Genomic DNA, 25,327 nt, shown 5'->3' with positions numbered 1-25,327 from the left:
CTCCTCAGGCAGCTTCGCCGATTACGTCGGCATAACCATTTTCTTCAAGATGCAACGCAAGGCTCTTGTCACCGGACTTGATGACCTGGCCCTTGTACAGAACGTGCACGCTGTCCGGAATGATATGCTCGAGCAGACGCTGATAGTGCGTAATGACGACCACGGCGCGATCTGGCGAACGCAGCGCGTTCACGCCTTCCGAAACGATCTTCAGCGCATCGATGTCGAGACCGGAATCGGTTTCGTCGAGGACGCAAAGGCTTGGCTCCAGAAGCTGCATCTGCAGAATTTCAGCGCGCTTCTTTTCACCGCCCGAGAAGCCAACGTTGAGCGGACGCTTGAGCATGTTCATGTCGATGTTGAGGCCGCCAGCGGCGTCCTTCACGCGCTTGATGAATTCAGGAATCTTCAGTTCCGGCTCGCCACGCGCCTTGCGCTGGCTGTTCATCGCAACCTTCAGGAATTCCATCGTGGCAACGCCCGGAATTTCCATCGGGTACTGGAAAGCCAGGAAGATGCCCTTGGCGGCGCGTTCGGCCGGGTCGAGTTCGAGGATCGACTCGCCGTTATAGAGAATGTCGCCTTCCGTCACTTCATAGTCCTCGCGACCCGCGAGGATATAGGAAAGCGTGGACTTGCCCGAACCGTTCGGACCCATGATCGCAGCAACTTCACCCTTGTTCACGGTGAGGTTCAGGCCACGGATGATCTCTGTATCCGTGTCGGCGATCTTTGCATGGAGGTTCTTGATCTCAAGCATGAATGTAAACCTTGTTCTAATGCCAGGAAAAGGCTGGCCAGAAAATCTGATGCGAGATGGAATGGGCGCGTCGGTTAACCGACGCTGCCCTCAAGCGAAATGCCGATAAGCTTCTGGGCTTCGACGGCGAATTCCATCGGCAGTTCCTGAATGACTTCCTTCACGAAGCCATTGACAATGAGAGCGATTGCCTCCTCTTCCGGAATCCCGCGCTGCATCACATAGAACAGCTGGTCTTCCGAAATCTTGGAGGTGGTTGCCTCGTGTTCGAACTGCGCCGTGGCGTTCTTCGCCTCGATATACGGCACCGTATGCGCGCCGCAATCATTGCCGATCAGGAGCGAGTCGCACTGGGTAAAGTTACGGGCATTCTCAGCCTTGCGATGGGCAGAAACCTGTCCGCGATAGGTGTTGTTCGACTTGCCGGCCGAAATACCCTTGGAGATGATGCGGCTCGACGTGTTCTTGCCGAGGTGCAGCATCTTGGTGCCGGAGTCTATCTGCTGATGGCCGTTGGAAACGGCAATCGAATAGAACTCGCCGCGGGAATTGTCGCCACGCAGAATGCAGGACGGATATTTCCACGTGATTGCGGAACCGGTTTCTACCTGGGTCCACGAAATCTTGGAATTATCGCCACGGCAATCGCCACGCTTGGTAACGAAGTTATAGATGCCGCCCTTGCCATCCTTGTCGCCGGGGAACCAGTTCTGGACCGTCGAGTACTTGATTTCGGCGTTTTCGAGCGCAATCAGCTCAACGACAGCCGCGTGCAGCTGGTTTTCGTCGCGCTGCGGTGCGGTGCAACCTTCGAGATAAGAAACATACGCGCCTTCATCGGCGATGATGAGCGTCCGTTCGAACTGACCGGTGTTCTTTTCGTTGATGCGGAAATAGGTCGAAAGCTCCATCGGGCAGCGAACGCCCTTCGGAACATAGACAAACGAACCGTCCGTGAAGACAGCCGAATTCAGCGTCGCATAATAGTTGTCCGAAACGGGAACCACAGAAGCCAGATACTTCTGCACCAGTTCGGGATGCTCGCGGATCGCTTCGGAAATCGAGCAGAAAATCACGCCAGCTTTGGCGAGTTCTTCCTTGAAGGTCGTGACGACCGAAACGCTGTCGAACACGGCATCAACGGCCACGCGGCCCGACGCATAGACATTATCGGACGGGTTGCCGTCGATTTCGCTCGGCTCGCCCTGCTTGCGAACGCCAGCAAGAATTTCCTGCTCGCGCAGCGGAATACCAAGCTTTTCATAGGTCTTCAGCAATTCCGGATCGACTTCATCGAGCGACTTCGGACCGGACTGGTTTTTCGGCGCCGCATAGTAATATGCGTCCTGGAAATCGATCTTCGGATAATCGACACGAGCCCAGGTCGGCTCTTCCATGGTGAGCCAACGTTCATAGGCCTTCAAACGCCATTCCAGCATCCATTCCGGCTCGTTTTTCTTGGCGGAAATGAAGCGGATGATATCTTCGTTAAGGCCCTTGGGGGCCTTCTCAGCTTCGATCGTCGTCTCGAAGCCATACTTGTACTGGTCCACGTCAAGGCCGCGGACCTGATCAATGGTCTCCTGCACTGCAGGCATCGGCGTTCTCCATCCTCGTCGGGGTCAAGGCCCGACAGTTGCAAACGTCAAGGCGATAATAGTCTTGATTACCGTCTCGATATAGTGTGCGTGGCCCTTCTTTAAAACCTCTCTAAACTGAATTTCAAGCGCCGGGTGCAAATTTGCCCGAAAAAATGCCGATTAAAACAATCAACTTATAAAACTCCCCCGTGAAACTGCGCTTGCAGGTAACATACGTCCCCGGGGCGGAACTTCAATTTCGGCTTGGGTCAGGCTCTTTTAGCGCGGCGCTCGACAATTTTGCGAAACACTTCGAGAAACGCATCGACCTGATCGGGCGTTGCGGTCGGCTCCAGTGAAACGCGGATCGCCCCCAGACTGTCTCCGTATCCCATTGCCGACAGGACATGACTGGGACCGACTTTGCCAGACGAGCAGGCCGAACCTGCTGAAAGAGCGACCCCGCCAAGATCAAATGCGATCTGCACGGTTTCGGCCTTCTGTCCTTCAAGCGAAAAGAATGTGGTGTTCGGCAGTCTGTTGACCGACTGGCCATAGATCACCGCGTCTGGTGCAATTGCGGCCAGCCCTGCTTCCAGCCTGTCCCGCATTGCCGGAGACCAGCCATCTCCGTCCAGCCGCGCTTTGGCGACATCAGCCGCGGCCCCGAAACCGGCGATCAGCGGCAGGGCTTCGGTTCCCGCTCTATGCCCCTTCTCCTGCCCCCCGCCGCGAACAAGCGCGCGCGGCATCATGAGATCGGAAATGGCAATGATGGCACCGACACCTTTCGGTCCGCCGATCTTGTGTGAGGAGATTATGAGATAATCACCGCAATTATCTGAAATGTCTAATTTAATGCGTCCAGCAGCCTGCACGGCATCGACGATGTAAATACCGCCAGCAGCTTTCACAATAGCGGCAATTTCGGCAACCGGCTGAATGATCCCCGTTTCATTATTGGCAGCCTGTATCGCCACGAGTGGCAGTCCGGCGCTTTTGTCGTGACGGCCGAGGGCAGCCTTCAGGGAATCAAGCTCCACGATGCCGTTTGCGTCGACCGGCAGCACCGTGACGTCCTGCGGGGCAAACTGGCCACCGGACAGCATGCATGGGTGTTCCGTCCCGCTCACATAGAGATGCGACAGGCGGACCGGCGACCGTCCCATCATGTAGTGCGGTGTCAGCAGCGTCGAAGCGGCTTCTGTTGCACCTGATGTAAAGAAAACATGGTCCGGCCTGGCATTGACGAGCGCGGCAACGCTGCGACGCGCTGCTTCAACGAGCGCGCGTGCGGCGCGGCCTTCACGATGCACGGAGGATGGATTTCCGGTAATGCCGAGTGCGTTGACGACCGCATCCCGCGCCTCTTCAAGCAACGGAGCACTGGCATTATAGTCCAGATAGAGCCTCTTGCCGCTCCCGTTCACCGTACCTATCTCCTAAACAAAATTCTGGAAGCGCAATTTTCTTGAATTTTCAATCAAGAAAAGCCTATTAAGCCCCCATAGGAACTGAAACTCGCTTTCAGTCTGTCGAAATTTCAAACCGGTTCTAGAAGCGGCGTCCAACAACGTCAAGTTTCGCCGTCCAGATCCGGTCTTCCCGTTACGAGCGGAGTACACATGCCAGAAGTCATTTTCAACGGCCCTGCCGGACGCCTCGAAGGTCGCTATCAGCCTTCCAAAGAAAAGAATGCTCCAATCGCGCTCATCCTTCATCCGCATCCGCAGTTCGGCGGCACGATGAACAACAAGATCGTCTATGATCTTTTCTACATGTTCCAGCAGCGCGGCTTCACGACGTTGCGCTTCAACTTCCGCGGTATTGGACGCAGCCAGGGCGAATTCGACCACGGTGCGGGCGAGTTGTCGGACGCGGCAAGCGCTCTCGACTGGGTGCAGGCGCTTCACCCCGACTCCAAGACGTGCTGGGTCGCCGGTTACTCGTTCGGTGCGTGGATCGGCATGCAGCTTCTGATGCGCCGCCCGGAAATCGAAGGCTTCATTTCCGTCGCCCCGCAGCCGAATACCTATGATTTCTCCTTCCTGGCGCCCTGCCCGTCATCCGGCCTCATCATCCATGGCGATAACGACAAGGTCGCGCCGCCGAAGGACGTGCAGGCTCTGGTCGACAAGCTGAAGACCCAGAAGGGCATCACCATCACCCAGACCACGATTCCGGGAGCAAACCACTTCTTCACCGGTCAGGGCGATGAACTCATCGAGGATTGCGCCGAATATCTTGATCGCCGTCTGGCTGGCGAACTGGTGGAAGCGCGTCCGAAGCGCCTTCGCTAACAAGCAATCCGGCAAGTCGTTTTCCCGATTTGCAGCGTCTCATCCGGCGGGTCTCCCGCCGGATTTTTCATGCGATGTTACCATCGCCGTCAAATGATTCGTCCTTTCATCTCCATCTCACGAGCGTGACATGCCGGTTTATGCTATCCTCGCTATCGCCATCGTGTCCGAAGTCATCGGAACGCTCAGCCTCAAGGCGTCCGAAGGCTTTACCCGGCTGGGACCATCCATGATCGTCATCGTCGCTTATGGACTGGCCTTCTATTTTCTTTCCCTGACGCTGAAGAGCATCCCCGTCGGCATCGCCTATGCGATATGGTCTGGAATAGGCGTGACGCTCGTTGCTTTGATCGGGTGGCTATTGTTCGGCCAGAAGCTCGACCTCGCCGCCGTGCTGGGCATGGGATTGATCATTGCCGGTGTCATTGTGCTCAATCTGTTTTCAAGCACCGCACAACACTGAGGCCAACGCCAGTCCCCCCAATAGATGAAGCCAAATTACCGGTTCGCAATCCGCCAATTCGGGAGTTTCCTTGTTATTGGCGGTTGATTGGTGCTAAAGGCGGACTTATCACATGGATGTAAGCAGCCGCTTGCGACCAGTTTCAACTTCGCCTTATCAGTCAGGGAAAAGGAATGTCCGGTTTCAAATCCGATTTTCTTCGCACGCTTTCCGAGCGTGGCTTCATTCATCAGATTTCCGATGAAAGTGGCCTCGACGAATTGTTGGCCAAGGAAACCGTGACGGCCTATATCGGCTTCGACCCCACGGCTCCGAGCCTTCATGCAGGCGGACTGATCCAGATCATGATGCTGCACTGGCTCCAGCAGACCGGCCACAGGCCCGTCGCGCTGATGGGCGGCGGGACTGGCATGGTTGGCGACCCGTCCTTCAAGGACGAAGCCCGCAAGCTGATGACCGAGGATACGATTGCCGAGAACATCGCCGGCATCAAGCGTGTCTTTGCCAACTACCTTACCTTTGGTGATGGCCCGACCGACGCCCTGATGGTCAACAATGCCGACTGGCTGCGCAACATCAACTATCTGGAATTCCTGCGCGATGTCGGCCGTCATTTCTCGGTCAATCGCATGCTTTCGTTCGATTCGGTGAAGACGCGCCTCGATCGTGAGCAGTCGCTCTCATTCCTCGAATTCAACTACATGATCCTTCAGGCCTACGATTTCGTGGAACTGAACAAGCGCCATGACATTCGCCTCCAGATGGGCGGTTCGGATCAGTGGGGTAATATCATCAACGGTATCGATCTCGGTCACCGTATGGGAACCCCACAGCTCTACGCCCTCACCTCGCCGCTGTTGACGACGGCATCCGGCCAGAAGATGGGCAAGTCGCTTGGCGGCGCCATCTGGCTGAACGCCGAAATGCTGAGCGCCTATGATTTCTGGCAATACTGGCGCAACACGGAAGATGCGGACGTGGAGCGGTTCCTGAAGCTCTATACGGCACTTCCGCTGGACGAGATCGCCAAGCTGGCCGCTCTTGAAGGTGTTGAAATCAACGAGGCGAAGAAAATCCTCGCGACGGAAGTAACGGCCATGCTGCACGGTCGTGACGCAGCCGAGGAAGCCGCGGAAACGGCGCGCAAGACCTTCGAGGATGGCGAACTGTCGGAAAACCTCCCGACGGTCGGCGTTCACAAGGCAACGTTGAACAGTGGCATCGGTGTTCTGGCATTGATGGTTCTCGCTGAACTGTGCACGACCAATGGCGAAGCCCGTCGCCATGTTGAAGGCGGCGCGGTGCGCATCAATGACGAGCCGGTCAGTGATCCCCGCATGATGGTCGACGCTGGTGCTCTGAACGATCAAGGCGTCATCAAGCTGTCGCTGGGCAAGAAGCGTCACGTGCTGATCCGTCCAGCATAAACCGGACGATCATGGAATGAACAAAGCCGGGCCTTGCGCCCGGCTTTATTGTGAGGGGCATCGTTAAAGCGGGAAAGCTTGTCGGCGGATCACCGTTCGTTGTATCCGAGCAATTGCTTGGTACGTGCTTCTATGACTTTCGCCCGGCAAGCCGGAAACGAAAGCACCTGTCCTTCACGTCCCCAATCGCCATTCGCGTAGAATTTGCAGGACGCTTCCTTGTAGCTGTTCCAAAGGCGCTGTTCGGCCAGCAAATCAGTCTTTGTCTGCCCATCAGCCTGACCGTAGGTCTTCTTCCATGCCGCGTTCAGCGCACTGTCGGCCCGCTTCACCCACGCGCCACCACACTCCGCCCAAGCGGAGTTTGTGCCATCGGATTGTTGAATGCATTTGTCGTAGAGAGAGTCCGCATTCGCATGCACCGCGGGCAGCAAGAAAGCCAGTGTCAGAAGGAGACGTTTCATCGTGCGCAACCTCGTTCAGATCGGTCGTTTTGCATTAGAACTCGAATATGGAGCGGAATATACCGGGAGCGATGACTGAAATCGGGTTGACGATCACCTGGGGCTGCTTGGCGCTTCCAGCAAGCTTGTAGGTAATTCCAATCAAGCCACGGTCGCGTCCGTTGCCGAGCAACGCACCCACGATAGGAAGCTCGCCGAACAGCCGGTTGACGCCGTAAGCGGGCATGAATGTGCCGGTGATGGACATGTTGCCTTGCTGGTCATAGAGCGTTCCCTGGAAGGTCGTACCGACGGCGGGTCCTCGCACAACTCCCTTCGACAGGTTCAGGTAGCCATTGCCCTTTTCGATCAGCGAGAAACCGCGCTCCACGTCAACACGTGATACGTCGATATCGCGTTTTACGGCCTGGTTGAGACTTGTGCCCCCATCTGAGGGTGGACTGGAAACGATCTTGGCCAGACGCGGTTCGTTGATAATGGCAAAGTTGCGTGCGTCGATCTGGCCGCGCAAAGGACCGTTGCCCTGTGCTGCAAGCCCGACTGTGATCTTGCCGCCGCGCATCTTGTCATAGAAGTCGAAAAAGCGAAGAACCGCGCCAGCATCGTTCGACTGAAGCGAAATGGAGCGCGCATCGCCCTGATCGTTGTTCGTCGCCACGAATGACTCACCGGATGATGTAACAGCGTTGACCGATACGCCCGAAACCTTGCTGCCAGCACTTTCATAGGAAACATTGACATTGCGCAGCGTTTCGCCGTTAAAGCCCCCGACCTCGTCGATCTGGGCGCTTACAACCACGCGTGGATTGCTGGATTTGCTGCCGCTTCCGCTTTTTCCCCCAAGGTCCGAGACCTGTTTGATCAGGGCGCGCGCATCGAATTGCGAGCCGCGCACATTGACACGATAGCTGTTGCCGCTCTTCGTCGCCTTGACCGCGAGGCTATCGTTTCTGTTCAGGCGTATGTCGCTGAAATTCGCGGACTGGAAGTCGCCTTTCGCGATCGAGAGATCGCCCTTGGCGCCGAAAGCATCCCCGGAAAAAACAAGATTATGGATGTCCATCTTGCTTTTGTCGTCAGGGCTCTGGACCAAATCGAAGGTGGCTTTCGCGGGTATGCCCGCACCCTTGCGCCATCCGAGCCAGGGAAGGTCAATCTGGGTCTTGCCGAGATCGGCCGAAACATGGCGCTTCCCGCCGTCCTCCATTCCGAGGTCAACCGACATCGGGCCCGAAAAGATGGAGTTCAGCCCCGGAAAGACCGCGTTGCGGGTCTTGTCGTCAATATCCAGCCGGACCTTCTGCTCGCGCTTGACCGAACCGGACCGATCGACCGGCTCGACCAGATTGATCTTTGCAGGAACACCGTCGAGCATCGCATCGGCGGTGATATTGGCGGCTGACTGATCGACCTTGATGCTGCCCGTCGCATCGCTGACGGACGAGCCCGCTATCGGCTTAGAAATATTGAGACCAGTAAAGCCAATATCGGCATTCCAGCGAAGCGTGCCGGGCGGCGGGTCCTTGGACACGGCAAAGTTTACTTTGACGCGCGATTTCACATCGCCAGTCACATCGCCGGGCTGAAAAGGCACACTCTTCAGGACGTCGATGGGCTTGTTCCCAGCTATTTCGGCAATGGCCGCCGCTTCGCCGGAGACACCGAGATCCAATTCGGCGATAACCGGGCGTTGCGGTCCCCACGGAATGATGAGCGTACCGTCCGACACATCAACCTTGCGGTTGTTCGGCGTATAGGCCACGCCTTTCAAAAGCTTGATCGTCGTATAGGCCCCTCGGACCGATATTTCACCCTCGGCGTCCCGCACGGGGGGCAGTTCTCCCACCACATCAAAGCGTGTGTCGACTACCCTGAAATCCGCCTTGATTTCATCGCCCGTCAATGGCGGCGGAAGGCCCGGCCCGTTGAAACGGCCGCCCGCAAGCGAAATATCGATGCGGCTATCCTTGAGCGTTCCGCCGAAAAGGTTTTTGAGCACCCATTCTCGGGCACCGTCCGCAACATCGATGGGCCAGAGATGCTTGGCGTCGGCCACAGGCATCTGGGGAATACGCAGCAAGAAGATCATTTCCGGCGAACCGGCCCCGAATGCCATGCTTCCCTGACCAAAGAGCTGACCGTTCTCCGTCTGCACATCGAGATTTGCAAACTGGATGCGTTGCTGATCGGCCATGTAGCGCCCCGCTATCCGTGTTGCGAAGGATAACGGCGGATCGGTCGATTCCGACGGCATGCTCGTCGCCGAAGTGGTGAGCACCTCAAAGCGATACGTAGGCCCGCCCGTATTGCTTTCGGTTTCCGGCTCGGGTCCAAAAGCACCGTTGAACTGTGCCTGCAAACCGCCAAGCTGCAGGCGGGATGACTTGATCTCGATTTTACGGCTTCCGACCGCATGCTCAAGATTAAGGCGAACACCCCCGCGCACGTCCTCGACCTTGCCAAGTTGCATATCCAGATCATCAATGGCGAGTTCGGTCGCGAGACGTTCGGGCTTGTCACCGTCTGCGGCTGACCCCATCAGGGACAAGCGGGCCGATGCCTCAAGTTCGAAATGGGCCGGATTGACACGGTTGCCGTTTATGAGGGGAGCAACTTCCGGCGGAGAACCCAGTGCTATGGGAATGTCGCGAATATTCAGCTCAAAGCCTGCCAGGCTGTTATCGCCTGCATGCTGGTCAATCTTGCCATCCAGCGCAATTTTCTTGCCCTTCCAGATGACACTGCCGGTGATGCCGATCTTCCCGCCTTCTTCGATCAGGCGGGCCTCCTCGATATTCAGAACCTGCTGCTCATCGCCAACCTTGAATGCGACGGTACTGTTGAAAATGCCGATGACATGCGTGTCCTGCGCGCGCAAAAGCTCCAGGCTGCGGCGCATGGCAGCAAAAAGCTCGCCTGAAACCGCGTCGAAATCGAGAATGCCGTTTTCATCGTAAGGCAGCGACTTCCAGAAACCCGGCCCCTCCGTTTCCGGCATTTCAAAGGACACACCGTCCACTTCAAGCTGGGCGACGCGCACCTTGCCGGTCAAAAGCGGCAGCGGCGCCAATCCGAGACGCACCGACTTGATTCCGCTGATTTCAACACCCTGCTTTGGATCGGCGATCGACACATCCCGGGCCTCGAGCGCAACATGGCTGTCCTGATCCAGCGACAGCGCCGCACTACCGATGGAGGCCGATGCGCCTTCTCCGAGAATATGCGTCAGGCTTTTCTGCGCTTCGTCACGCAAAAGATTGCTGTCAACGCCGCTGCGAAGGATGACGAAACCGGCACCTGTGATGAGAACCAGAAGAATGCAGACCGATAGAACTGCATGGGAACAGCGCGATAGAAAAGAGCGGCTCGAACGTGCCGGGCCGGGCAAAAAGCCTCCCTCGCCATCAGCGGCGAGACGCTCGATTCTTTTCATCTCCCGCTTGCTGAAGCGGATCTTCTGCGGTTTCTCTGTCAACAACCCAGCCAGAAAAAGAGTGCCATGCCAAACGATCCCTTAGAATTTACTTTCGTAAGTGATCGTAATCACCTGTTTTATAAGCAGTTCGTCACTTGTGCGACATGCATGAACTGGCAGCCTTGCGCTTATCAACTACCGTCACGATGACGCCGCGAATGGTTGCACAAGCCTTGCCCGAATGCGATAGCTCAGACTGTAACAGGTGGTTTCCATCCTAATCCATAAAAGAAAGGCGCAGATATGGCTCATCCCCAAGTTGGCGATCCGGCACCCGATTTCACTCTGCCTTCGGATAATGGCGAAATCTCCCTGTCATCCCTTAGGGGCAAGCCGGTGGTCATCTACTTTTATCCGAAAGACGACACTTCCGGCTGCACCAAGGAAGCGATTGCCTTCTCCCAACTGAAGCCGGAATTCGACAAGATAGGGGTTCGCGTCATCGGCCTTTCTCCCGACAGCGCGACGAAACACGCGAAATTTCGCAAGAAGCACGACCTGACCGTCGATCTTGCCGCGGATGAAGACCGGGTAGCGCTTGAAGCCTATGGCGTATGGGTGGAAAAAAGCATGTACGGCCGCAAATATATGGGCGTGGAACGCACGACGTTCCTGATCGATGCGCAAGGAAAAATCGCTCAGGTCTGGAACAAGGTGAAAGTAGACGGTCATGCCGATGCGGTTCTCGAGGCTGCACGCGCGCTTTGAACGATGACAAACAAGCCATCTTACGAACAGACGCTGCGCGGCAATGCCATCCGCGCCATATCCGCCAGCGATCTTGACGAAAAGGTCCGGCTGACACGAGAAACTGCGGCCCGCTGGTTTGGCCGCACATTGTCGGTTCGCAGTCCGCTCGATCCGCCCTTGCCCGAGCGTCCCGGACGGCCTGAAAAGCCGGAACTCGTACCTCCGCGGATGCTGAAGAAGCGATCGCTCAACACGGAACACGGGCGCATCGCCTTGATGCACGCCCTCGCCCATATCGAGCTGAACGCCATCGATCTTGCGCTGGACATTGTTGCCCGTTTCGCCGCCAAACCGATACCACGCAGTTTCTTCGACGGCTGGATGAAAGTCGCCGATGATGAAGCCCGGCATTTCACACTGCTGCGTGATCGCCTCAAGTCGTTGGGTGCGGATTACGGCGACATGCCCGCCCATGATGGACTCTGGCAATCCGCCCACCAGACCCGCAACGATCTCGAAGCCCGTCTCGCTGTCGTACCGCTTATTCTCGAGGCTCGTGGGCTCGATGTGACCCCATCCTTGCTGGAGAAAATGATCGAGACTGGCGATCATGAGACCGCTGCAATTCTGGACGTCATCTACAATGACGAGAAAACGCATGTCGCCGTCGGCGCCAAATGGTTTCGTTTTTTCTGTGCCCGGAACAGAATCGACCCGGTCGCGAGATTTCAGGAGCTGGTGCGTGCAAATTTCCGCGGCGACCTGAAGCCGCCCTTCAACGAACTGGCTCGTGCCGAAGCGGGCTTGACCCCGTCCTTCTATCGTTCGCTGTCCCCGGTATCCATCTAGCCCTTATCCCGCCGACCCCTTCGGCAAAAACAAACCTCGTCGCACGGCCCGCGCAAGCTCCGAATGTAAAGGTCTGTTAACCCTAATAAGTTGTAATCAAGTAAGGGAATCGAGAAGGGGCATGCGGCTGGCATGACTGGGAATCAGGCGAAAACATCCACGAAAAAGGTGTTCGGAGAGCGCAAGGAACCGCCTGTCCTGATTATTGCGCGCGGCGAAAAGATCAGCCATTTCACGTTGCGCCCCTGGATGACAGTTCTTGGCGGCGCGGTGTTTCTCGCTCTCTCGGCAGGATATCTTGGCGCGACGGCTTACCTGGTGCTTCGCGATGATCTCATGAGCGCCGGCATCGCGCGCCATGCCCGCAACCAGCAGCTTTATGAAGACCGCATTTCAGCGCTTCGCACCGAAGTTGACCGTATCACCAGCCGACAGATGCTGGATCAGCAGGTGATGGAGAACAAGGTTGCTGAACTGATGCAGCGTCAGCAGACATTGAGCGCACGTGACGGCAAACTTGCGCCACTGCTGGAACGGGCTTCGCAATTGCAGCCAATGCCGGAAATGCCTGCGGAAACGGCGCCGGATATTGAGCAGCACAGCCAGTATATCCCCAATGAAGCCCTTGCCGGACGCGATTTCCCCGGCATCGATCCAATCATCACCGGTCCTGTGCCCGGAAAATTGCCGACTGGAGAGCCTGATCGCCGTGCGGATGCCGGTTCGGTGGGATTGCGCCTTTCTGGCGGGATTTCGGGTGAATCAACGCTTGAAACTTCCGACAAGATACTTGCCACCATCACCCATAACCTTCATCGCATCGAAAGCGAGCAGAATGGCAAGGTGCGTGTGCTGGCCGATGCCGCCTACGAAAAAGCAGACAGCATTCTCGACACTTTGAACGCCGCCGGACTGCGTATCGAAACGCCCGGCAACGCATCTGTGGCGATGGGCGGACCGCTTATCCCGGTTTCGTCGCCCGGCACAGTGGTTAATGATTTCGACATGCAGTTGCGTAATCTCGATAGCGCGCTTGACCGGCTCGATCAGGTCCGCAAGCGTGTGAGCGCCCTTCCCCTTGCCAATCCGGCTCCAGGGAACCCCCTAACCAGCCTGTTCGGCGTGCGCCGTGATCCGTTTCTCGGTACGGTTGCTTTTCATTCCGGCATCGATTTTCGTGCAGCCTACGGCCAGACCGTAAAGTCCACCGCAGCGGGCAAGGTCGTGAAGGCAGGCCGTTTCGGCGGGTATGGCAATATGGTCGAGATCGATCATGGTAATGGCTTCTCGACCCGTTTTGCGCATCTAAGCCGGGTCCTTGTACGCGACGGGCAGCAGGTTGCCGCCGGAGTTGTTGTCGGCGAAGCGGGAAGCTCCGGACGTTCGACCGGCAGCCACCTGCATTATGAAGTCCGTGAAAACGGACGTGCGGTCAATCCGGTCAATTTTCTCAAGGCCGGAAAACAGATAGAGCCGTTACTCTGAGTTTCTGAAACGAAAACCCGGCCGGAGCCGGGTTTTTTTGTTCTGTGCCGTGCAGATAGTGAGCAATCAATCGATATCGTCGATCAGTTCACCGCCGCCCTGAATACGGTGCGCGAGCGCGGCTTCCATGAACGGCGTGACGGAACCATCCAGCACTTCCTGCGGGTTGGTGCTTTCCACACCGGTGCGCAGATCCTTGACCAGCTGATAGGGCTGCAGGACGTAGGAGCGAATCTGGTGTCCCCAACCGATATCGGTCTTGGTGGCATTCGCTGCATCCGTCGCCGCTTCGCGCTTTTTCAGTTCCTCTTCATAAAGGCGAGCGCGCAGCATCGACCATGCCTTTTCGCGGTTTTTGTGCTGTGAGCGTTCCGCCTGGCACTGCACCACGATCCCGGTCGCAATATGCGTGATACGCACTGCCGAGTCGGTCGTATTGACGTGCTGCCCGCCAGCACCCGAAGCGCGGTAGGTATCGATGCGAACATCTGCTTCCGTGACCTGCACGTCGATATTGTCATCGATGACTGGATATACCCAGATGCTGGCGAAAGACGTATGGCGACGGGCGTTGGAGTCATACGGCGAAATACGGACCAGACGATGTACGCCCGATTCGGTCTTCATCATGCCATATGAGTTGTGCCCCTTGACGAGAATGGTCGCGGACTTGATGCCCGCTTCTTCGCCTTCGTGCACTTCCATCACTTCGACCTTGCGGCCATTGCGTTCCGCCCAGCGCGTATACATGCGCAGCAGCATCGACGCCCAGTCCTGGCTTTCGGTGCCACCGGCACCGGCGTGCACTTCGACATAGGTGTCGTTCGCATCGGCTTCGCCCGACAGGAGCATATCGATCTGGCGACGGTCGATCTCTTCCTTCAGTTCGCGGATGGTGTTTTCCGCATCCTGAATGATCGACTTGTCATTTTCTTCCTCGCCCATGGCGATCAGTTCGATGCTGTCGTTCAGCGTCTGGGTCAGATGATTGATGCCATTGATGCTGTCTTCCAGCTGCTGGCGCTCGCGCATCAGCTTCTGGGCTTCCTGGGCATCATTCCAGAGTGTGGGATCTTCAGCTTTCTGGTTGAGATAGCCGAGACGTTTTATCGCCTGATCCCAGTCAAAGATGCCTCCTCAGCAGGCTTATGGCCTGCTGGATTTCGTCAACCAGCGTCTCGATTTCCGCGCGCATGGGCAAATCGTTCCTTCAATATCATTCTATTCAATTGAGAAGCTGAGCCGGTCGTTACGAGGCCCAGACTTTCGGGCATGGACAGACAGTCCAGGCGCCGCGGACCATAGTGAGCACGCGGCGCAGTGTAAAGGGTAAAGCCCCGTTTTTCCCGGTCAGTAAAGTCCGCCCGAACCTGAGTTGATAGCGCGGGTTGCCTGCGGCGACTGCGGCGCAACCGGAGAACCTTCGCGGAAGGAATCCATGCCGATGACAGAATAGCTGTCGGATGGTCCCGTACCCGGCTTGAAAGCTTCCATGATCACATTCGGATCGCCCTGATTGGCACGCATACCGGTCTTGCGGTTGATAGCGATGACCGTCATGCCCTCAGGTACGCGGAAATCCACTTTCGGCGTTCCGGCCAAAGCCTGCTCCATGAAGGACTTGAACACAGGCGCTGCGAGACCGCCGCCCGTATTGCCGCGGCCAAGCGGTGTGGGCGTATCATAGCCCATGAACACGCCCACTACGAGATCGGGCGTGAAACCAACGAACCAGGCGTCCTTCTCATCGTTGGTCGTACCGGTCTTGCCAGCCATCGGGCGGTCGAGGCTCTTCAAAATCTGCGCCGTGCCGCGCTGAACGACGCCTTCCATCATCGAGGTGATCTGATAAGCCGTCATAGGATCGAGTACCTGATCCCGATTATCGATCAGCGTCGGCTCGTCCTGATTGGCCCAGTCCTGTGCATTGCAGCCTTCGCACTGGCGCGCATCGTGCTTGAACACGGTCTTGCCATAACGATCCTGAATGCGGTCGATCATCGACGGCGTTATGCTCTGGCCGCCATTCGCCATGATGGAATAGGCCGTCACCATGCGCAGAACGGTCGTTTCACCGGCACCAAGCGCCATGGAGAGAACGGGCAGCATCTTGTCGTAGATGCCAAAGCGTTCCGCATATTCAGCGACGAGCTTCATGCCCATGTCCTGCGCGAGACGCACGGTCATGACGTTACGTGACTGTTCGATACCGTAGCGCAGCGTGGACGGGCCAGAGAACTTGCCCGAATAGTTCTTCGGCGCCCAGACGCCCAGCGTACCGCCCTGATTGACTTCCAGCGGGCCGTCCAGAACCACGGAAGCCGGCGTATAGCCATTATCGAGGGCCGCAGCATAGACGAACGGCTTGAACGACGAACCGGGCTGGCGATAGGCCTGCGTTGCGCGGTTGAACTCCGATTCCGCGTAGGAAAAGCCGCCGACCATGGCCAGAACACGGCCTGTGTGCGGGTCCATGGCAACAAGCGCGCCCTCGAGTTTCGGCGGCTGCTGGAGACGGAAACGAGATTCGCCGGACTTGGAGACATAGATAATGTCGCCCGCTTTCAGCACGCCTTCCGGTGATTTGGCGCTGGTGCGCTTGCCACCGATATTCACGATGCGCATCGCCCACTTCATATCATCGGCCGCGATAAATGCGCGCTTGCGCTCCTTGCTGCGCGAGCCCGATGCCTCAAGCGGCGGCTGCAGACCGATATCTGCGCCAGCGGCGGAAACATTGAGCACGATCGCAAGCTGCCACTCGGGCACATCCGCATAGGACTGCATGTCGCCGAATGCCGTACCCCAGTCGTTGCCAAGTTCGACATTCTTCATGGGGCCACGCCAGCCGCGAGCCTCGTCATAGCGCAGCAGCGCAGCCTGCAAGGACTTGCGCGCCTCGACCTGAAGGGTCGGGTTCAGCGTGGTGCGAACGGAAAGGCCACCTTCGTAAAGCGCATCGACGCCATATTTCTGGATTATCTGGCGGCGAACTTCTTCGGTGAAATATTCCGAGGCAAACACGTAATGGGCGTCCGAACGCTCCTTCACGCCCAGCGGCTGCTTCTTGGCTTCGGTCGCTTCTTCCGCGGTGATGTAGCCGTTTTCACTCATCCGGTCGATGACCCAGTTGCGGCGCTCGATGGCGCGCTCTGGCTGGCGGAACGGGTGATAATTGTTCGGGCCCTTCGGCAAGGCGGCAAGATATGCGCTTTCGGCGATGGAAAGTTCGCCGACCGATTTGTCGAAATAAGTCAGAGCCGCGCTGGCAATACCATAGGAACCAAGACCGAAGAAGATTTCGTTGAGGTAAAGCTCGAGAATACGGTCCTTGGAATAGGCCTGCTCGATGCGCATTGCAAGGATGGCTTCCTTGATCTTGCGATCATAGGTCTGTTTCGACGTCAGGAGGAAGTTCTTTGCAACCTGCTGCGTGATTGTGGACGCGCCTACCGGACGGCGACCGGACCCCATATTCTTGACGTTCGTCAACATGGCGCGGGCAAGGCCGGCGAAATCAAGACCATGATGCTCATAGAAAGTCTTGTCTTCAGCCGAAACGAAAGCGGCCTTCACGCGGTTCGGCACCGCCTGAATAGGGATATAAAGACGGCGCTCACGGGCAAACTCCGCCATGAGGCTACCATCGGAGGCATGAACGCGCGTCATTACAGGCGGCTCGTATTTTGCGAGCACCTCGTAATCTGGCAGATCCTTCGTGAGACTTCCGACGTAAAGGGCGACGCCACCTGCCACGAGGAGCATCAGCACCGTTCCGATCCCGAAGAAATATCCGATAAGCCTTACCATAAATGCGGAATCCTGCCTTCAGATTATTCACATGATAAGGGTCAATGCACGAACAGCCAACCCTTTAACCCAATTATGCCATGAGGCAATCACTGGCTTAGTGACCAGCAAATGAGTCAAAGGCAAGATGGTTTACGTGTTTTTACCAATTTAACGCTGCTGCTTTCGCCTGCATGACGAAAATCCGTTAAACTGTTGCAAGCCTGCATCTTATAAGATGTTGCGCATTTAAGAGACATCGCCACAGTTCTCCATATTTCAGGGTCCCTACCCTTTGCTGAGGCTTGCGGGATGTTTCAGCGCTTCAAACGCCTTGATCGCAATCGCAAGCCTGTCCGCGAGCTTCTTGCGCCACTCGGGGTTGCTGATAAGCTTTTCGTCCTCGGCATTGGACAAATATCCGATTTCGATCAGCACGGATGGCACGTCCGGCGCGCGCAGTACCTGAAAACCGGCAAAGCGATGCGGATTGTTGATGAGGTTCACCTGTCCTTGCAGGGAGTGAATCACCTTTTCGGCAAAGCTCAGCGAAAATGTGTGCGTTTCACGCCTGGTCAGGTCCAGAAGAATATCGGTAACCTCGGGCTGCTCCTCGGGCGCCGCACCTGCAAGGGTGTCGGACTTGTTTTCCCGCTCAGCCATGGCGCGCGCTACAGAGTCCGATGCCTTGTCGGAAATCGTATAAACCGTCGCGCCGCGAATATCGTGCTGGTTGATCGTATCGGCATGGATGGAGATGAACAAATCCGCTTCGTGCTGGCGGGCGATCCTCACCCTTTCGGAAAGGCGCAGAAAAGTGTCGTCCTCGCGCGTCATGAGAACCTTGATGTTCTTGTCCTGCGCCAGACGATCTCTGAGAGCCTGCCCGAAAGCGAGCGTCAGGTCTTTTTCCTTGATGCCGCTAAGGCTTTCCGCGCCACTGTCAATTCCACCGTGGCCGGGGTCGATCATGATCGTGAACGGGCGAGCCGTCCCATTCTGCGACGCGGCCTGGACCGGCTTTTCATCGCGATCGGTGGAACTGGTTATTTCCTTGCGGCCCTGCAACTGATCCGCAAATTCCCGGTCCGAGGTCGCAACAATATCCGCCACAAGGCGATAGCCTGATGCGCTTTCATTTTTCAGAACGCGCAAATCCTCAACCTTGAACGGACCGCGGAGTGTCAGGATGAGGCGCGAACGCCCCTTGCCCACGAGGCCGTAGCGAACGCGAGACACGAGACCCCGGGGCTCCAGACTCTTTTCATCGAAACCGAAGCGTGTTTCAGGCAGGTCGACGACAAGCCGATGCGGATTATCGAGAAGCAGGGTCGACAGCTTGGGCTCCCTGTCGAACATGACGACGATGCGCGTCCGCAAATCGTCGCCCGCCATCCGGAAAGTCAGCGCAGCCAGCGGCGAGGCCACGCGATCGGCCGCATAGACGGAGACGGACTGGACCAGCAGAACCGACAAAAGGGCCAACAACGCCAGAAGGCATCGCAAATTCAGCAATCGTGTCATCGCGTTTTCAGCGCTTCGAAAATGCATCGGCTGCCACAATCAGGAACATCATTTGGATGACTGGTATCAATAATCGCGATACCGGCACGTTTGTCCTGCACCCTCTCGCTCGAATACCCATTGAAACACTCGTACAGAACTACAGTTAATGAAGGATTTCCAGCCGTATTTCGACCTTGAATCGGGCCTATACTCAGCTTTCGGCGAAATTGCGATGCGAAAGTCAAATGATATTCGCACTTGTCATCGTTCAAACGACGCCATAAAAGCTATGGAAGGTTTTGGGTGAACTATCAGAATCGTTTGCCGGTTCTCTAAACGAACCGCAAGGAATGGTAGCGAAAACAGCGGCATATTCATTCGTCGCCCCCAATAACCGGCACAGAATTCAGCGGAGATGTGGCTCCCCCGCCCTCCGTTTCCATCGGCCGACTGCGCATCTTTACGTGCTGTCGCCAACGCTCGAAAAGAGCAAAGAGGTCGGCCCGGCTTTCCCGGGTCATATATGAGGTCGTTTCGTTCGGAACAGCTATGGGTCAAGCAAGACTGACCATTGCGAGCCTGAAGACCGTGATCGCCACGAGGCCATCGCGCGCGGAGGCAGCAGCTTTTATTCCGACGAACCCAGAACCATCCGGCAGATGCAACGCAATGAGCACGACAGCCCGCAGGGTTTCGTCCGGCGCACGCGTTTTGCGTCTTCGCGCCGGCAGGAAAGACAATAATGTCCAACAAAATGCTTATAGATGCCTCCCACCCGGAGGAGACCCGGGTCATCGTTACTCGGGGCAACAAGATTGAAGAATTCGACTTTGAGTCGGAACATAAGAAGCAGCTGAAAGGCAATATCTACCTCGCACGCGTCACTCGCGTCGAACCTTCGCTTCAGGCTGCGTTCGTGGAATATGGCGGCAACCGTCATGGCTTCCTCGCATTTTCGGAAATTCATCCCGACTACTACCAGATCCCGGTAGCTGATCGCCTTGCGCTGCTTGAGGCGGAAGCCAAAGCCGCACGTGCGGAAGACGACGAAGACGAGCCGCGCGCCAAGAGTGAGCGGAGCGAGCGAAATGATCGGAATGACAGGTCTCGCCGTAACCGGCGTCGCGGACGCCGTGACGGCCAGAACGGCGACGCGCAGGCCAATGCGTCCGACAACGGATTGCCGGCGGCCGAGCCGGTTGGTCCGGCATTTGAAAATTACGTGCCCGGCACACCGGCCATGGCCCTCTCGCAGAAAAGCGATGTGATCTCAGAAGCCCTCGATAACGGGGATGAGGATGACATAGAACATGAAGAGGACATGGTCGAATCCGTTGGTTCGGAAGACGCGCTTGAAGAGCTTCCGACGCATGCGCGCACCAATCGCCGCCAGTACAACATTCAGGAAGTGATCAAGCGTCGCCAGATTCTTCTGGTTCAGGTCGTCAAGGAAGAGCGCGGCAACAAGGGCGCGGCTCTCACCACCTATCTCTCGCTTGCGGGACGCTATTCGGTTCTGATGCCGAACACTGCGCGCGGCGGCGGCATTTCGCGCAAGATCACCAACCCTCAGGACCGCAAGCGCCTCAAGGAGATCGTAAAGGAACTCGAAGTGCCGCAGGGCATGGGTGTGATCCTGCGCACGGCTGGCGCAAACCGGACCAAGGCCGAAGTCAAGCGCGACTACGAATATTTGATGCGTCTTTGGGAAAATGTGCGCACGCTGACGCTGCAATCGACGGCGCCTGCCCTCGTCTATGAGGAAGGCAGCCTGATCAAGCGTTCGATCCGTGACCTTTACAACAAGGACATTTCGGAAATCCTCGTTTCCGGCGAAAACGGCTACCGCGAGGCCAAAGACTTTATGCGCATGCTCATGCCGAGCCATGCCAAGGTCGTCCAGCCTTACCGTGAGCAGGTGCCCATCTTCACACGCAACGGTGTGGAAGCCCAGCTCGACCGCATGTTGCTGCCGCAGGTCACGCTCAAATCGGGCGGCTACCTGATCATCAACCAGACGGAAGCGCTGGTTGCCATCGACGTCAATTCGGGTCGCTCGACACGAGAGCATTCCATCGAGGACACGGCGCTCCAGACCAACCTGGAAGCTGCCGAAGAGGTTGCGCGCCAGCTGCGCCTGCGCGACCTTGCCGGCCTGATCGTCGTCGACTTCATCGACATGGAAGAAAAGCGTAACAATCGCGCTGTCGAAAAGAAGATGAAGGACTGCCTGAAGGATGATCGCGCCCGCATTCAGGTGGGTCGCATCTCGCATTTCGGCCTTCTGGAAATGTCGCGCCAGCGTATCCGTGCATCCGTGCTTGAAAGCACGATGCAGGTCTGCCCGCATTGCGGCGGCACCGGCCATATCCGCTCGGATTCCTCCATGGCGCTGCACATCATTCGCGGCATCGAGGATTATCTGCTGCGTCATTCCGGTTTCGACATTCACGTCCGCACACCGGCTTCGTCGGCGCTTTATGTCCTCAACCACAAGCGACAGCTTCTGGCTGATCTGGAAGGACGCTTTGGTGTAGCGATCAGCATTGACGCCGATGAGAGCGTCGGCCACCAGCATTTCGTCATCGACAAGGGTGCGCCATCCACACGGCCTATCACCCAGCCGCCGGTGCAGCCGATGGCCTATATCGAGGACGATATCGAAGATCCGGAAATCCCGGTCGATGAGGAAGAAGCCGAAGAAGAAACGAAGGCTGATGTTCAGGCTTCTGAAGAGCGCGGTGAAGAAGGTGACCGCAAGCGCCGTCGCCGTCGCCGTCGTCGCGGCGGTCGTGATCGCGAGGGCCAGGAGCAGTCCGCGAAGTCCGACTCCGTCTCTGAAGAATCGTCTGACGAAGACGATGATGCAGATGAGTCTCAGCAGACATCTTCCAATGCTTCGTTGAGCGAGGAAGATCGTCGCAAGAAGCGCCGCCGCGGTCGCCGGGGCGGTCGCAAGAATCGTCGCGACGATGAACCGCGTGCGCGCAAGGTTCCTGATCCCGAGTTTGTCGGTTACACGCCGGTCCTGCCGGTAAAGATCGAGGAAACAGTAGTCGAAGAAATAGCAGCCGTAGCGGTCGAACCAGCCGCAGAAGCCGCGGAAACGCCTGCTCCAGCGGTAGAACCGGTGGCCGAAGAGAAGCCAGCCAAGCCTGCACGCAAGCCCCGCGCCCGCAAGTCTGCTAAGACTGAAGATGCGGCTGAGGAGGTTGTTGCAGCAGAGGCAGAAGAAAAGCCTGCGAAGCCCGCCCGCAAGACCCGTGCTCGCAAGAAGGCGGTCGAAGAGGCTCCTGCCGAACCGGTGGCGGTTGAAGCCAACGGCGAACCCGAAGCAGCAGCGGAAAAGCCCAAGCGGCGTACCCGGCGAGCAGCGGCAAAGCCAGCGGCCGAAGTCGAAGACACGGTGGCGGTTGAAGCTGACGTGGCGACGATTGCCGAACCGGAGAAAAGCGCGGAGCCTGTTGTGACCTCAAGCGAAAGCGAAGAGCAGAAGCCCAAGCGCGCCGGCTGGTGGCAGAAGAAGGGCTTCTTCTGAGAACCGCTTCAGGATTGAAATGAAAAAACCGGCGGAAACGCCGGTTTTTCTTTGCTTTAGAGCGGTTCCTGCTCTGACAGAGTCGCCGGAACCGCTCTAACTATTTGTTTTATCGCATTATCCAACGCATCGTTTCACACTTTTGCTGGAAATGCTCCAGAAGCTTAGTTTTCCAGGGCCCGAACCGGGATTCAGGCTCTCTGCTGTGGCAACCAGTCTTCTAACCGGCGAACAGCTTCTTCCATTTCCTCGATTTTGCCCGCATAGGAAAAGCGCATCGTCCGATGGCCGTCCAGCGGATCGAAATCGCGTCCCGGGGTTGCTGCAATGTTGATTTCGGCGATCATCCGGCGGGCAAATTCCATACTGTCGTTGGTGAAACGCGATACATCGCAATAAGCATAGAAGGCCCCATCCATCGGCGCAGCAAGGCTGAGGCCGATACGTGGGAGATGATCCAGCAGGATCAGCCGGTTCTGGCGATAGCGATCCTTCACCCGTTCAAGTTCCGCCGTTGCATGGAAGGCTTCGATGGCGGCGCGCTGCGAAAGCTCCGGTGCGGAGATATAAAGGCTCTGGCTCAGTCGCTCGATGGCGCGCGTATCGCTTTCGGGCAAAACCATCCAGCCGATCCGCCAGCCGGTCATGCAGTAATATTTTGAGAATGAGTTGATGACGGTCACATCGCTGGAAATCTCCAATGCGGTGACATCATCCGTCTCATAGGAAAGCCGGTGATAGATTTCATCCGAGATCACCCGGATACCCAGATCGCGAGCCGTTTCAATGATCGCCTTGAGCTCCGGCTTGTCGATGACAGCGCCGGTAGGATTGGCCGGGCTTGCAAACAGAACGCCCTTCAAAGGTTTCTCGGCATGCGCCGCCGCAAGCGCTTCGGCGGTCAATGACGCCGAGGTTCCATTGCCCGTCGGTATTTCCACGACCTCAAGGCCAAGCGCGGTCAATATATTACGGTAAGCGGGATAGCCGGGGCGTGTAATGGCAACCCGGTCGCCCGGATCGAAATAGACGACAAAGGCCAGATTGAAGGCAGCCGATGAGCCAGTGGTTACGGCAATGCGTTCCGGCGAGACCGAAATCCCGTAGTGATCGGCATAATGCGCAGCAATCGCCTCCCGCAGTTCAATCAGCCCCAGAGCGTCCGTATAGCCGATGCGCCCGTCCTTCAAGGCGCGTTCGGCAGCTTGCCGGACGGCGGCAGGTGCGGGATCGGCTGGCTGGCCTACCGCCATGGAAATGATCGGATGCCCGGCTGCACGACGGCGGTTGGCCTCTGCCAGAACGTCCATGGCGTGAAAGGGCTCAACTGCGCTGCGGCTGGAAAGAGTGACCACCATTACCTCCAAAAAATTGCGAATGTCGCTTTCTGAACCCGCCGTATAATCGCCGGATTGCTAAAGCAACAGCACCTTTCGAGAAAATACGACCAAATAGATTATCCCAACCTCCGCCTATCGGTGATTGAAAGCAAAGGCTATAAGATTCGCGCCGGTTTGAAGAAGGAAGAGCAGCACGATGGGGATGATGACTTCACCTTTCCCAGCCAGAAGATTTTCTTTCCATAAGATGATCAGACGCTCGGTCGCCGTAATGGCCGCGGCGTCCATAGCCGTCACCAGTGCCCTGCCCGCATTCGCGCAGTCGCGCGGGGGTGGCGTTCCCATCGTTCGAGACGCGGAAATCGAGGCCCTTGTTGCCGATTATGCCGCGCCGATCCTCAAGGCGGCCGGACTGGGCGGCCGCGGTATTCGCGTCATCCTGGTCAATTCGCCAAGTTTCAATGCCTTCGTTGATGGACGCCGTATTTTCATCAACACAGGCGCAATCATGCAGGCGGAAACACCCAATGAAATCATCGGTGTGATCGCGCACGAATCGGGCCACTTGGCCGGCGGCCATCAGGAGCGCCTGCGCGAACAATTGAGCCGGGCTCGCAATATGGCGATCATCGGCATGCTGCTTGGCGTTGGCGCGGGTGTGGCCGGTGCCGCAAGCGGTAGCGGCAACGCGGCAGGCGCCGGCGCGGGCATCGCAATGGGTTCGGGCGAAATGGCCATGCGCAGTGTGCTGAACTATCAGCGCACCGAGGAAATGACCGCCGATCGCCTCGCCGTGAACTATCTCAATGCCACCGGGCAATCCACCAAGGGAATGCTCGACACTTTCGAGCGCTTTGCATCGGCCTTGTCGCTTACCGGCACACAGATCGATCAGTACCGCATCAGCCACCCGTTGCCGCGTGAGCGCATTGCCAATCTGGAAGAGCTTGCGAGAAAGAGCCCCTATTTCAACAAGACCGATTCACCGGCTCTGCAGCTGCGCCACGATATGGCGCGCGCGAAGATCGCCGCTTATTCGGGCAATATGGGCGCGCTTCAACGCATGTTCCGCAATAATCCCGGCGGCCTCCCTGCCCGTTATGGCAATGCCATCACGACATTCCTGAACGGCTCCGCCCGCGCCGCACTGCCCAAGTTCGACGCCTTGGTCAAGGAGCAGCCGAAGAGCCCATATTTCCAGGAAATGCGCGGCGAAGTCCTGCTGAAAGCAAACGATGCTTCGGGAGCGGCAAAGGCTTTCCAGAAGGCTGTTTCGCTCGATCCCCGTAAATCGCCGCTGTTGCGCATGAGCTATGGGCGCGCCCTTATGCTCACCGGCGCCAAGGCGAACATGCCGACGGCGATCAAGGAGATCAAGGCCGGCATCGCATCCGATCCGGAGTTTCCGGGCGGCTATGCCTATCTCGCGCAGGCATACGGCCAGCAGGGCGATATGGCGCTCGCAGACCTCGCCACAGCCGACATGAACTATTATTCTGGCAAGCTTCAGCAGGCCCAGATATTCGCCATCCGCGCGCAAAAGCAGATGAAGCCCCGCTCTCCGGAGTGGCTTCGTGCGCAGGACATCATCAATGCCAAGAAAAGCAAGTAAGGCGGCAATTTACGCCTGACGCCGATATTCAAGACAGATTGGAATTTGG

At 57.2% G+C, this 25,327-nt stretch carries 19 protein-coding genes; 8 read left to right on the top strand and 11 right to left on the bottom strand.

Annotation, left to right across the window (positions count from 1 at the left end; genetic code table 11):
* Window positions 1-4: 4 nt before the first annotated feature.
* From sufC to ACOWVS_RS05190, 3 genes are all read right to left on the bottom strand, one after another.
* Window positions 5-760: a Fe-S cluster assembly ATPase SufC gene (gene sufC / locus ACOWVS_RS05200; protein WP_021585091.1), complete on the bottom strand. Its 756-nt coding sequence runs from the start codon at window positions 758-760 to the stop codon at window positions 5-7.
* A 74-nt stretch (window positions 761-834) separates the two neighbouring features.
* Complete coding sequence (gene sufB, locus ACOWVS_RS05195) at window positions 835-2,358, bottom strand: Fe-S cluster assembly protein SufB (RefSeq protein ID WP_006466708.1); 1,524 nt, start codon at window positions 2,356-2,358, stop codon at window positions 835-837.
* 251 nt (window positions 2,359-2,609) lie between these two features.
* Window positions 2,610-3,770, bottom strand: coding sequence for a cysteine desulfurase family protein (locus tag ACOWVS_RS05190; RefSeq protein ID WP_021585089.1), 1,161 nt, complete (start codon window positions 3,768-3,770; stop codon window positions 2,610-2,612).
* A gap of 195 nt (window positions 3,771-3,965) precedes the next feature.
* On the opposite strand from ACOWVS_RS05190, the gene ACOWVS_RS05185 reads away from it, so the two are divergent.
* From ACOWVS_RS05185 to tyrS, 3 genes are all read left to right on the top strand, one after another.
* The gene (locus ACOWVS_RS05185; protein WP_006472141.1) at window positions 3,966-4,640 is read left to right on the top strand and encodes an alpha/beta hydrolase; all 675 of its coding nucleotides are present in this window, start codon (window positions 3,966-3,968) and stop codon (window positions 4,638-4,640) included.
* Between the two features lie 130 nt (window positions 4,641-4,770).
* The gene (locus ACOWVS_RS05180; RefSeq protein ID WP_021585088.1) at window positions 4,771-5,103 is read left to right on the top strand and encodes a DMT family transporter; all 333 of its coding nucleotides are present in this window, start codon (window positions 4,771-4,773) and stop codon (window positions 5,101-5,103) included.
* Window positions 5,104-5,276: 173 nt separating this feature from the next.
* A complete protein-coding gene (gene tyrS / locus ACOWVS_RS05175) occupies window positions 5,277-6,530 on the top strand; it encodes a tyrosine--tRNA ligase (RefSeq protein ID WP_021585087.1) in 1,254 nt (417 codons plus the stop codon).
* 89 nt (window positions 6,531-6,619) lie between these two features.
* On the opposite strand, the gene ACOWVS_RS05170 is transcribed toward tyrS, so the two are convergent.
* Together ACOWVS_RS05170 and ACOWVS_RS05165 are read right to left on the bottom strand one after the other, a co-directional pair.
* A complete protein-coding gene (locus ACOWVS_RS05170) occupies window positions 6,620-6,994 on the bottom strand; it encodes a lysozyme inhibitor LprI family protein (protein WP_021585086.1) in 375 nt (124 codons plus the stop codon).
* Between the two features lie 34 nt (window positions 6,995-7,028).
* Window positions 7,029-10,427, bottom strand: a complete 3,399-nt coding sequence (locus ACOWVS_RS05165) for a DUF3971 domain-containing protein (protein WP_031345990.1) — start codon at window positions 10,425-10,427, stop codon at window positions 7,029-7,031.
* Between the two features lie 285 nt (window positions 10,428-10,712).
* Between ACOWVS_RS05165 and bcp the strand changes: the two genes are divergently transcribed.
* From bcp to ACOWVS_RS05150, 3 genes are all read left to right on the top strand, one after another.
* Window positions 10,713-11,177 (top strand): thioredoxin-dependent thiol peroxidase, encoded by a 465-nt coding sequence (gene bcp / locus ACOWVS_RS05160; RefSeq protein WP_021585084.1) that lies wholly within the window; start codon window positions 10,713-10,715, stop codon window positions 11,175-11,177.
* Between the two features lie 3 nt (window positions 11,178-11,180).
* Window positions 11,181-12,008, top strand: coding sequence for a ferritin-like domain-containing protein (locus ACOWVS_RS05155; protein WP_021585083.1), 828 nt, complete (start codon window positions 11,181-11,183; stop codon window positions 12,006-12,008).
* A gap of 132 nt (window positions 12,009-12,140) precedes the next feature.
* Entirely contained in the window at window positions 12,141-13,493 is a 1,353-nt protein-coding gene (locus ACOWVS_RS05150) for a M23 family metallopeptidase (RefSeq protein ID WP_021585082.1), read from the top strand.
* A 66-nt stretch (window positions 13,494-13,559) separates the two neighbouring features.
* Here the strand turns inward: ACOWVS_RS05150 and prfB are convergent.
* The 4 genes from prfB to ACOWVS_RS05130 all read right to left on the bottom strand — a co-directional run bounded on the left by prfB (window position 13,560) and on the right by ACOWVS_RS05130 (window position 19,528).
* Window positions 13,560-14,688 (bottom strand): peptide chain release factor 2 gene (gene prfB / locus ACOWVS_RS05145; RefSeq protein ID WP_100647369.1). Its coding sequence is split into 2 segments (ribosomal slippage): window positions 13,560-14,618 and window positions 14,620-14,688, totalling 1,128 coding nucleotides; the frame shifts between segments, so codons are not numbered across the junction.
* Window positions 14,689-14,843: 155 nt separating this feature from the next.
* Window positions 14,844-17,303: a penicillin-binding protein 1A gene (locus tag ACOWVS_RS05140; RefSeq protein WP_021585081.1), complete on the bottom strand. Its 2,460-nt coding sequence runs from the start codon at window positions 17,301-17,303 to the stop codon at window positions 14,844-14,846.
* 267 nt (window positions 17,304-17,570) lie between these two features.
* Window positions 17,571-18,806 carry an N-acetylmuramoyl-L-alanine amidase gene (locus ACOWVS_RS05135; protein WP_021585080.1) on the bottom strand — a complete coding sequence of 412 codons (1,236 nt, stop codon included), beginning with the start codon at window positions 18,804-18,806 and terminating at the stop codon, window positions 17,571-17,573.
* Between the two features lie 536 nt (window positions 18,807-19,342).
* The gene (locus ACOWVS_RS05130) at window positions 19,343-19,528 is read right to left on the bottom strand and encodes a hypothetical protein (protein ID WP_006466695.1); all 186 of its coding nucleotides are present in this window, start codon (window positions 19,526-19,528) and stop codon (window positions 19,343-19,345) included.
* A gap of 2 nt (window positions 19,529-19,530) precedes the next feature.
* Between ACOWVS_RS05130 and ACOWVS_RS05125 the strand changes: the two genes are divergently transcribed.
* Window positions 19,531-22,326, top strand: a complete 2,796-nt coding sequence (locus ACOWVS_RS05125; protein WP_021585079.1) for an Rne/Rng family ribonuclease — start codon at window positions 19,531-19,533, stop codon at window positions 22,324-22,326.
* Between the two features lie 191 nt (window positions 22,327-22,517).
* On the opposite strand, the gene ACOWVS_RS05120 is transcribed toward ACOWVS_RS05125, so the two are convergent.
* Window positions 22,518-23,681: a pyridoxal phosphate-dependent aminotransferase gene (locus ACOWVS_RS05120; RefSeq protein WP_031345985.1), complete on the bottom strand. Its 1,164-nt coding sequence runs from the start codon at window positions 23,679-23,681 to the stop codon at window positions 22,518-22,520.
* A gap of 117 nt (window positions 23,682-23,798) precedes the next feature.
* On the bottom strand, window positions 23,799-23,954 hold the full coding sequence (locus ACOWVS_RS05115) for a hypothetical protein (RefSeq protein WP_244637662.1): 156 nt from the start codon (window positions 23,952-23,954) through the stop codon (window positions 23,799-23,801).
* Here ACOWVS_RS05115 and ACOWVS_RS05110 point away from each other — a divergent pair.
* Window positions 23,914-25,278, top strand: coding sequence for a M48 family metalloprotease (locus tag ACOWVS_RS05110; protein WP_244637652.1), 1,365 nt, complete (start codon window positions 23,914-23,916; stop codon window positions 25,276-25,278). The two genes, ACOWVS_RS05115 and ACOWVS_RS05110, sit on opposite strands and share 41 nt — an antisense overlap.
* The last annotated feature ends 49 nt before the right edge of the window (window positions 25,279-25,327 follow it).

It is taken from the genome of Brucella sp. IR068, from assembly GCF_049065885.1.
In the GTDB taxonomy this organism is placed as follows: Bacteria; Pseudomonadota; Alphaproteobacteria; order Rhizobiales; family Rhizobiaceae; genus Brucella; species Brucella intermedia.
The sequence above is the reverse complement of the archived record's forward strand: the minus strand, read 5'-3'. Positions and strand labels throughout refer to the sequence as shown.